Origin of the sequence: Myxococcus sp. AM011, from assembly GCF_013372595.1 — a bacterium.
In the GTDB taxonomy this organism is placed as follows: domain Bacteria; phylum Myxococcota; class Myxococcia; order Myxococcales; family Myxococcaceae; genus Myxococcus; species Myxococcus eversor.
This window is the reverse complement of the sequence record NZ_JABXEM010000350.1, coordinates 1-9,664: the sequence shown is the minus strand read 5'-3', so window position 1 is coordinate 9,664 and position 9,664 is coordinate 1. Positions and strand designations below refer to the sequence as shown.

7 protein-coding genes and 2 pseudogenes are annotated in these 9,664 nt (G+C 70.2%); 7 read left to right on the top strand and 2 right to left on the bottom strand.

All coding sequences use genetic code 11. The annotated features are described in order from the left end of the window. Window positions 1–1,215 (top strand): annotated as a pseudogene (locus HUW62_RS42720) (hypothetical protein); the annotation flags it as partial. A 10-nt stretch (window positions 1,216–1,225) separates the two neighbouring features. On the opposite strand, the gene HUW62_RS42715 reads toward HUW62_RS42720, so the two are convergent. Then, complete coding sequence (locus HUW62_RS42715) at window positions 1,226–2,077, bottom strand: hypothetical protein (protein ID WP_176437710.1); 852 nt, start codon at window positions 2,075–2,077, stop codon at window positions 1,226–1,228. A gap of 60 nt (window positions 2,078–2,137) precedes the next feature. On the opposite strand from HUW62_RS42715, the gene galU reads away from it, so the two are divergent. Continuing rightward, window positions 2,138–3,040 (top strand): UTP--glucose-1-phosphate uridylyltransferase GalU, encoded by a 903-nt coding sequence (galU, locus tag HUW62_RS42710; protein ID WP_176437709.1) that lies wholly within the window; start codon window positions 2,138–2,140, stop codon window positions 3,038–3,040. Beyond that, window positions 3,037–3,792 (top strand): hypothetical protein, encoded by a 756-nt coding sequence (locus HUW62_RS42705; protein ID WP_163868230.1) that lies wholly within the window; start codon window positions 3,037–3,039, stop codon window positions 3,790–3,792. The genes galU and HUW62_RS42705 overlap by 4 nt, the downstream gene beginning before the upstream one ends. Here HUW62_RS42705 and HUW62_RS42700 read toward each other — a convergent pair whose 3' ends face one another. Continuing rightward, window positions 3,793–4,452: an N-acetyltransferase gene (locus HUW62_RS42700; RefSeq protein WP_176437708.1), complete on the bottom strand. Its 660-nt coding sequence runs from the start codon at window positions 4,450–4,452 to the stop codon at window positions 3,793–3,795. Between the two features lie 138 nt (window positions 4,453–4,590). Here HUW62_RS42700 and HUW62_RS42695 point away from each other — a divergent pair, with 138 nt between their 5' ends. The 4 genes and pseudogenes from HUW62_RS42695 to HUW62_RS42680 form a co-directional block, all read left to right on the top strand. Next, window positions 4,591–6,063 (top strand): hypothetical protein, encoded by a 1,473-nt coding sequence (locus HUW62_RS42695; RefSeq protein ID WP_176437707.1) that lies wholly within the window; start codon window positions 4,591–4,593, stop codon window positions 6,061–6,063. Window positions 6,064–6,108: 45 nt separating this feature from the next. Then, window positions 6,109–6,660: a GNAT family N-acetyltransferase gene (locus HUW62_RS42690; protein WP_176437706.1), complete on the top strand. Its 552-nt coding sequence runs from the start codon at window positions 6,109–6,111 to the stop codon at window positions 6,658–6,660. 182 nt (window positions 6,661–6,842) lie between these two features. Next, a complete protein-coding gene (priA, locus tag HUW62_RS42685; protein ID WP_176437705.1) occupies window positions 6,843–9,236 on the top strand; it encodes a primosomal protein N' in 2,394 nt (797 codons plus the stop codon). A gap of 15 nt (window positions 9,237–9,251) precedes the next feature. Then, window positions 9,252–9,664, top strand: a pseudogene (locus tag HUW62_RS42680) (hypothetical protein); the annotation flags it as partial.

The window sequence follows — 9,664 nt, the reverse complement described above, 5'->3', positions numbered from 1 at the left end:
CCCTCCCGTCCCGCGAGTCCTCCGGACGCACCGCGAGGTGGCAAGGCCATCGACCTGATGAGCGGCAAGCCCATGGACCTCGACGCCGCGTCCGTCCCCGAGACGCGCGTCATCTCCTGGGAAGCCCCGCCGGGACGCATGGACCCCGTGCGCCGGGTCCTCCGCAACTCGCGTCCCGAGGGCACCTCCGCCGGTCCCGCGCCGGGCCGCTCCTTCATCTCGAAGCCCCCCGCGCAGCCCGTGGGCGCCGCCGAGACGCGCGAAAATCCCATCATCCCCGAGCCCGCTCCACCGGCGGACACCGAGCCGGAGGTCTTCCGCCAGCTCCGCGAGCGCCCGTTAGACCCCGTCTCCTACGCGAACCTCGCCGACTTCTTCGACACCCGAGGCGACGCCCCGCGCGCCGCCCTCATGCGCGAAATCGTCGAGGCCCTCGCCGGGCGCGAAGTCCCCGTGTCCCGCCTCCAGCGGCCACCCCTCACCGCCGACGAGCGCGCGGGCCTGCGTCACCCCGGACTGCGGACCACCTCGGGCGAACTGCTCGCCTACGCGGGCATCGCCCTCTGCCGCCTCTTCCCCGCCCAGGGCCGCGCCGCCGATGCCTCGGAGCCCCTGCGCGCCGTCGCGGGCCCGGGCGCGCCCGCCGTCCTCGACGCCCTCCACACCTCCGCGCGAGTGCTCGCGGTGAACCTGCCGGAGCTCGTGCTCGCCGAGGACGACGGCCCGCCCTTCACCGCCGTCCACACCGACAAGCCCCGCCTCCTCGTGGGCCGCGCCGCGATTCACCAGCCCCTGCCCGCCGCCGAGCTGCGCTTCCACGCGGGCCGCGCCCTCGTGTCACTGTCCCCCGACCTGCTCGCCCTGCGCGCGCTCAAGGGCGCCCAGCTCCTGCGCGCCCTGGCCCTCTTGTCCACCGTCCTCAAGAACCCGAAGGACTCCAGCTCCGACGCGCGGCTGGTGCGCGAGACACTGTCCCCGCGCGCCCTGGAGCGCACCCTGGAGCTGCTCGATTCAGGCACCCGGGACTTCAACGCCTCGGCGCTCGCGGATGCCGCACGCGACTCCGCCAACCGCGCGGGCCTGGTGGCCTGCGGTGGCGTGGGGCCCGCGGTGACGGTGATTCGCTCGCGCCGCTCGAACGACTCGGAGCTGGTGGAGCTGCTGCGCTTCGCCGCGTCCGAGCGCTACCTCGCCCTGCGCGTGCCTGCCCGCTGAAACGCCCCGCTCAGTTCATCTGCATGCGGATGGTGAGCGCCAGCATCCGGCCCTTCTCGCCACCCAGCTCGTACCGGTACGCCAGGTCCAGACCGCCACCCGTCTCCGTCATGAAGCCCAGGCCCGTGCTCAGCCGCGACGTGCGCGTGAAGCCGTCATATTGATAGCCCGCGCGCAGCGGAACCTGCATCCCGAGGATGTACTCGAGCCCGCCGCTGTACGTGAGCGTCGTCTTGTCGTTCGTCTCGAAGTCCGCGCGCACGTCACCGGCCAGCGTCAACATCCCCGAGTTGATGCCGATGTGGCCCGAGTAGTACCGCGTCAGCTCCACGTTGTCGGTGTTGATGAGGTTGTGCCCGGAGATGCCCGCGACCAGGGACTCGGACAGCCGGAACAACAGGCCCGTGTCGACTGTCACCGAGTTGGCATATCGGTCCGAGCCGCTCATCCGCAGATAACGCGCCGCCGCGCCAAGCAGGATGCCCGGGGTCAATGGAAACCCCACGCCCAGCGAGCTGAGATGGGCGGTGGTGCGAGCCCCACCGCGGCCCAGGCTGACCCAGTGGTAGTCCACACCCATGGCCAGCTTGCTGGTGGCGCCGTCGATGAGGGAGACGCCGAGCACGCCCTCCTTGAGACGGTGGTCCCAGGCCCCCGTGCCCTCGACGCGGTAGGCCGGATACAGGGCCATGGCGGCGGGATTGCCCAGCACGGCCTCCGTGCCCAGGCCCAGGGCGCGGTAGGCGCCACCCATGCCGTAGGCGCGCGCGCTCATGACATCCCTCAAGTCCTCCTCGGGCTGGGCCAGGGCGGCGGTGGAGACACACACGGCGAACAGCAGCACGACGGGACGGAGCGACATGGGGGCATCATCCTAACCAGCTTGATGGGGTGGGTGGGCGCCAATAGATTCCCTGGCCCCATGTCCGCCAACGCACCGAAGGCAGAGCCCCTCATCCGCAAGTGTGTCATCCCGGCAGCCGGGCTGGGCACTCGCTTCCTCCCCGCCACGAAGTCCATCCCCAAGGAGATGTTGCCTATCGTGGACACTCCCACCCTCCAGTACATCGTGGAGGAGGCGGTGGCCGCCGGCATCGAAGACGTCGTCCTCATCAATGGCCGAGGCAAGAGCGCCATCGAGGACCACTTCGACATCGGCTTCGAGCTGGAGACCACGCTGCGCGCCCGGGGCAAGACGGCGGACGCGGACAAGCTGCGCGCCATCGCCGAACTGGTCCGCGTCGTCAGCATCCGTCAGAAGGAGCCCAAGGGCCTGGGCCACGCGGTGCTGTGCGCCAAGAGCGCCATCGGCAACGAGCCCTTCGGCGTGCTGCTGGGCGACGACATGATTGACGCCGAGGAGCCGGGCATCCGCCAGCTCGCTCGCGTGTTCCGCCAGTACAACCAGGCTGTCATCGCGCTGATGGAGGTGCCCGACGACGAGACGCATATGTACGGCATCGCCGCGGGCACGGACCTGGGTGACGGCGTCATCCGCATCGACCGCGTGGTGGAGAAGCCGAAGAAGGGCACCGCGCCCTCCAACCTCGCCGTCATCGGCCGCTATGTCCTGCCGCCGGAAATCTTCCCCATCCTGGAGACCCAGACGCCGGGCGTGGGCGGGGAAATCCAGCTCACCGACGGCCTGGCCACGCTCCAGAAGTCGCACGGTCTGTTGGGGTACAAATTCAAGGGTCAGCGCTATGACGCGGGCGACAAGGTGGGATACCTGAAGGCGAACATCGCCTACGCCCTCAAGCGCCCCGAGCTGCGAGGCGGGTTGCTCGAGTACATGCGTGAGGTCGTGAAGACGGAGAAGCCGTGAAGCGCATTGTCGCACTCGTCGCAGTCCTGCTGTCCTTCACCGCTGTCGCCTACGTGCTGCCGGGGGGCTCCATCCTCCGGCGCATGGTGGGCGAGCGAGATGAACTCAAGCTCTCCGGTGTGCGGGTGGAAGGCTCGCTCAGCTTCAGTGGCCCCGCGGTGAAGGAGGCGGGCTCGGCGCTGGGAGCGGCGACGGACCGTCCCGACCTGCAGGGAGACGGCGTGCTGTACCTGCGCGTGCCGGGCCGCTGCCGCTTCGAGGCCTCGGTGCCGGACGGCAACGCGCGCACCGCCGTGGTGCAGGTGGCGGGGCGTCGTCGGCTGGAGGGCAATGACATCCCCTCGCTCTCCGTGCTCGTCGCGCAGGTGTGCCCGATTTTCGCCTCGGGCGGTGGCCCGGTGCAGCAGACCAAGGAGTCGATGCAGCAGTACCTTCAGGGGCTGGGCGTCGACACGACTCGCACGGGCCTGGCGCGCTTCGGTGGAGAAGTCGCGTACGTGCTCGGAGACCAGGCCGAGGGGCGCTCCCAGTTCTGGGTGTACAAGGATTCCTTCCGCCCCGCGCGGCTGCGCTACACGGACTCGGCGAAGGTGGCGTGGGACGTGCGCTTCCTGGACTACAACTCGCCCGCGATGGGTGAGGCGATGCCGCGCAGCATCGAGGTGTGGCGGGGAGAGCAGCGCGTCGTGCGCTTCACCGCGCTGAAGGGCGACACCCGGGCCACGCTGGCCGACAAGCTCTTCACGCCGTAGTCACCCGGGCACCGCCGTGCGCTCTGGCCCCGCGTCGGAGCGCGCCTCGGAGGGCCGCCACATGAACCACTGGGGCGGTCCTCCGTCGAAGCACGGCTCGGTGCGCTGGAGCTCGAAGCCGAAGCCCGCGTACCAGTCGCGGTTGGAGGCCTTGGCCGTCTCCAGGAAGCACGGCGCGCGAGTGTCCTCGGCCAGGGTCAGGCCCGCGCGCAGCAACCTCACACCCAGACCGCGCCCCTGGTGCGCCGGGTCCACGGCGATGGTGGCCAGGTACCAATGCGTGGGCGTGTGCGGGTGGTAGCGCTCCAGCCTCGCCAGCGCCTGTATCGCCAGCCGCGCGCGTCCCGGGAAGTGACGCAGGCCCGCCCAGACGGTGGGCAGGAATCCGGCCTGCCTGCGGAGTGACTGCGGAAACGCTCCGGGCCGCAGCCAAGCCGCCACCCCCGTCAGTCGTCCATCCTCGACGGTGGCGTGCACCACGCCGTGCTCCAGACAGTCGCGCACGGTGGCCAGGTAGAAGGCCGCGGCCACATGCGCGCGCTTCTCCGAGGAGCCCGGGAACAGCTCCGCGAGGAAGGGGTAGTCGTCGAAGGCCCGCGCGCACATCGGGCCGACCTGCTCCAACAATTCCGGCCCGAGATTCTGGACGCTCACCGTCATGGTGACGCGACTGTAGTCCGCCCCCAGCGGGCCCGCGCGCCTCGGCGTAAATCCCCATCAATGCGCCACCTGGGGAGCAGCGGACTCTACTTGTCAGAGGTCCCTGTTTCGTCTCCCACCCCAAGGACGGAGTCCCCGATGGCCTGGCTCGACAGCAAGATTCGCTCTGGTGGTCTGGTGCAGCCCCAACCCCTGAAGGTCGAGCTGCCGGAGTCCCCGCCTCCGCCTCCGCCTCCTCTCGCGCCGCCGACGGGGATGCCGACGAAGGATGAGTTCGTCGCCGCCGCCGCGCCCAAGCCGGGCATGCCCGCGCTCGGCGTCGTCGCGGGGCCGCCTCCGGCGCAGGACCTCATCCAGCAGGAGGCCCAGGCGGTGGCGGAGTCCTTCCGCACGGGCGGCGCCTCCGCGGCGGCTCAGAAGCTCCAGGAGCTGGTGAACCAGCACCACGGAGACCCGGCGACGGGCGCGGACCCCACGTACGCGGACAAGCTCCTCCAGGCCGCGCAGCCGACGTTGGAGCAGGTGAGCCAGGTGTTGGGGCACCGGGCTGGCAATGACGTGGACGACGACACGAAGGACGCGTTCGGAAAGAAGGACGTCACGCGTGACACGCTGACGGCGCTGGCCGCCGTCGCGGAGAAGGCGGGGCCCGAGGCCCTGAAGTCCCTGGGCAAGACGCTCGCGACGGGGCTGCCCGACGACGGCCAGCTCAACCAGTTCGACGACGTGCTCAAGTCCCTGAAGAAGGACCACGCGGTGGGCGTGGCCAGGCTGGGCGGCGCCACCGTGACGGAGCTCCAGGGCCTGGGCAAGCAGCAGGCCGCGAAGGAGCTGTCCAAGGACCATGACGCCCTCGATTACGGCGGACGGTGGAAGCCCGGCCAGCCGCTGTCCGAGGCGAAGAACGCCCACCTGACGAACACACAGGAGCAGTTCGCCGACGCGGTGAACAGCGACCACAACTGGTTCGAGGGCGACGTCCAGCTCAACTCGGACGGAGTCCTGGAGATGAGTCATGGCGAGGGCGGCAACCAGCTCTCGCTCAAGGACTGGCTCGCGAAGGGCAAGGAGCTGGGGGTCGGCATGAAGCTCGACATCAAGTTCGACGACCCGAAGGTCGAGGACCCCGCGAAGCAGAAGGCGGCCTTCGAGGAGATGCTCAAGCTGGCGAAGGAGTCGGGGATTCCGGACGAGCGGCTGATGTTCAACGTGGGCATCGGCGAGACGAAGCAGTTCGGCTCCACCATCCGCGAGCTGTTCCCCAACGCCACGCTGGCCGTCAATCCCTCCAACGGCGACGGCAAGCTCAACGAGGCGGAGGCGAAGGAGATGATTGCCGTCGCCGAGCAGGCGGGCCCCGGGCCGGTGACGTACGTCGTGAACTACGACAGCCTCACCCACGAGCGGTACGCGAAGAACGAGGAGATCGACGCGTCCCTCAAGCTGCTGGAGGAGAAGGGGAGCGTCTCGGTCTGGAACTCGTACCAGCACCCCGGCAAGAGTCCGGTGGGCGACCCCAAGCAGGCCACCGAGGAGCTGCGGGAGCGCGGGGTGACAGGGGTGGTCGACCTGCGCAAGTCGCCCTGGTACACGCGCCTCGCCGAATACTGACCCGCGTCGTCCTGTCGTCGGGCGCACGCCGTCGAGCCGACGCCCATGCCTCCTTCCGACTCCCAGTCCCGCGTCGCCGTGCTCCTCGCCACCCAGGAGGACGGCGTGCGGTTCGCCGCGCTCGAACGGGCCTCCGGTGAGGTGTTCCGTCAGCTCGACGACCTGGCCTGGATTGCCGACGACGACGTCATGGAGGAGGCCGACCACCGCCCTCACATCCTCGCGGGCACGGTATGGGTGGCTCGGAACGAGGACGCGGGCGTCGTGGGCTTCCTCACGGCTCAAGAGGTGGGCTCCGCGCTGCATGTCTGGCAGATGGCGGTGCACCCCTCGCATCAGCGGCGAGGCCTGGGCCGCGCGTTGCTCCGAGCCGCCGCCGCGCATGCCCGTGAGGCGGGCCTGTCCACGCTCACCCTGACCACCTTCCTCGATGTGCCGTGGAACGAGCCCTTCTATGTCGGGCTTGGCTTCACCCGCTTTCCGGACGACGCGCTGGATGCTCGGCTCCGCGAGGTGCTGGAGCACGAAGCGCGCGCGGGTCTGCCGCGAGAGCGGCGCTGTGCGCTGTGGATGGACCCGCGAGCGATGGGGGGCTGAGTCAAACGTCCGCCCGGCCAGGTGACGTGCGAGCAGGCACTCCCGCGGGGTGGCGAGGGTGGATGCGCGCGCGGCATGTGTCAGGACGTGGACCGGAGGGCGGGGCCATGTCAGACAGCCCTGGCACTGTGGTTCCCGGTAGCAGGACGGACGGGGCAGGGGCGGTGGTTGAAGGGAGTGCCATGGAACAGCGACCCTTGTGGGACGAGCCGACCCAGAGCGTGGAGGACGCACCCTCCACCACGGGTTCCATGGAGGTGCGCACCTCGGGTGCGAGGCGCCGCCGGGAACTGTCCCCGCCGCAACAGGCCGCTACAGTGGCGCCCGCAGTGAGCGAGAGTCCTCCCGTCCTGGTGTCCGTCGCCGTGGCCCGCCCCGTCCGGGGTGAGTTCACCTACTCCGTGCCGGAGGCCCTCCTGGGCCACCTGGCGCCGGGGCAGCGCGTGCTGGTGCCCTTCGGCCGAGGCACCGCGCTGGGCTTCTACCTGGGGCCCGCCAACAAGCCGCTGGGAGAGAAGGTCCGGCTCAAGCCCATCCAGCGCGTGCTGGATGACTCGCCCTCCCTGCCCAAGGACCTCATCGCGCTGTTGCGCTTCGCGGCCGAGCACTACCGCTATCCGCTGGGCGAGGTCATCCGAGGCGCCCTGCCACCCGGGCTGTCGAAGCCCCTGGACGAGAAGGAAGCGAAGCCGGACGTGCAGCAGTTCGCGGTGGCGCTGGTGAGCGAGGTGCCTCCGGCGCTCGCTCGCGCGCATGCGCAGTCCGCGGTGCTCGCGTATCTGCTGGCCGTGGGAGGCAGTGCTCCGCTGGAGGAGGTGAGCCACGCCATCCCCGGCGCGCGTGAGCTCTTGAAGAACCTGGCCAAGAAGGGGCTGGTCCGCGTCGAGGAGAAGAAGCTGGAGGCGGGAGTGAAGGAGGGCCTGATTCAAGGCCGTCCGGACCGCCTCACGTCGGAGCAGGACGCTGCGGGCATCGAGCTGCGCGCGGCGCTGGACACCGGGGTGTTCCAGCCGTTCCTGCTCCACGGTGTCACGGGCAGCGGGAAGACGGAGGTGTACCTGCGCGCCGCGGAGCATGCGCTGTCGCTGGGCAAGGGCAGCCTCATCCTCGTGCCGGAAATCGCGCTGACGCCGCAACTGGTGGGGCGCTTCCGCAGCCGCTTCGGCGCGGAGGTCGCCGTGCTGCACTCGGGGCTGAAAGACAGGGAGCGGCTGTTCCACTGGCAGGCGCTGCGTCGGGGCGAGGTGAAGATTGCCGTCGGCGTGCGCTCGGCGGTGTTCGCCCCGGTGGAGAACCTGGGGCTCATCGTCGTGGACGAGGAGCATGACCCCTCGTTCAAGCAGGACGACAGCCTGCGCTACCAGGCGCGTGATTTGGCGGTGGTGCGCGGCAAGCAGGCCGGGGCGGTGGTGGTGTTGGGCTCGGCCACGCCGGCGCTGGAGACGCTGGAGAACGTGAAGCGCGGGCGCTACCGGCTCCTGGAGCTCAAGCGTCGGGTGGATGACCGGCCCATGCCCACCATCGAGCTGGTGGACCTGCGTCAAGAGCGGCCTCGCGAGGGCATGGTGACGGAGGAGGCGCCCATCCTGAGTCCGCCGCTCCTGGTGGCCATGGAGGAGACGCTGGCGCGCGGGCAGCAGGTCATCCTCTTCCTCAACCGTCGCGGGCACAGCACGGTGCTCCTGTGCGAGGTGTGTGGGCTGTCGCTCAAGTGCAGCGCGTGCGACGTGTGCCTGACGCACCACCGCTCCCAGAACCGGGTGGTGTGCCACTACTGTGGGCTGGCGATGCCGGTGCCGGACCGGTGCCTGGAGTGCACGGGCCCCCTGCTGAAATTGGGCATCGGCACGGAGCGGGTGGAGGCGGAGGTCCTGGAGCGCATCCCCACGGCGCGGGTGGCGCGGTTGGACAGGGACTCGGCGACGAGCGCGGAGCGGCTGACGGAGATGTTGGCGTCGTTCGCCCGTCGGGAGCTGGACGTGCTGGTGGGCACGCAGATGGTGGCCAAGGGGCACGACTTCCCGGGCGTGACGCTGGTGTGTGTCGTCATGGCGGACACATCCCTGGCGATTCCCGACTTTCGAGCCTCCGAGCGGACCTTCCACCTGTTGACCCAGGTGTCCGGGCGCGCGGGGCGAGGCAAGGACCCGGGGCGGGTGCTGGTGCAGACCTACAACCCGGACGCGGAGCCGGTGAAGCGGGTGCTGGCCCACGACTTCGATGGGTTCGCCCAGCAGGAGCTGGAGTGGCGCAGGGCGCTGGCGTATCCGCCCTTCGCGAGGATGGCGTCCATCCGGCTGGAGGGGGAGCACCCGGAGCAGACGGCGAGCGTGGCCCGGCACCTGGGGAACCTCGTGTCCAAGAACATGCCCCCGGCGTCGGCGGGGGTGCGGCTGTTGGGGCCGGCCCTGGCGCCCATCTCCAGAATCCGGGGCAAGACGCGCTGGCAGTTGCTCTTGAAGGGGCCGACGCATGTGGCGCTTGCCCCACTGCTCGCCAGGGTGGAGGCGGCCCTGGTGGACGTTCCGTCCGCGGTGAAGGTCGTGATCGACGTGGATCCGGGGGCCATGCTGTAGACTCGGTGCCCCCCCATGGGCGCACCGGTCCTCCTCGTCCACGACGACATCGCCACCATCGCCGCAGTGCGGCGTCTGCTCACCCGTGACGGCCACGAGGTCATCCTCGCCACCTCCGCCGCGGATGCGCTCATTGCCTACGGGCATCACCTGCCGGCGCTCATCGTGCTGGCCCCTGGCGTGGAGAGTGGCCGGGGTCGGCTGGTGCTGGAGGAATTGCTCCAGCATCCGGACGGGAAGGCGGCCCGGGTGTTGCTGCTGGGCGAGGCCATCGCGGGGTTCAGTGCGCCGGTGGCGCCGCTGCCACTGGATGGGACGAGCTTCGTGGCGCAGGTGGACTCGCTCATCCGCGCGCCGTCGGAGGCGGACGCGTGGCATGTGCTGGAGAACCGGAGCCTGCCGGGAGTCCGAGGGGAAGGGGCGGGAGG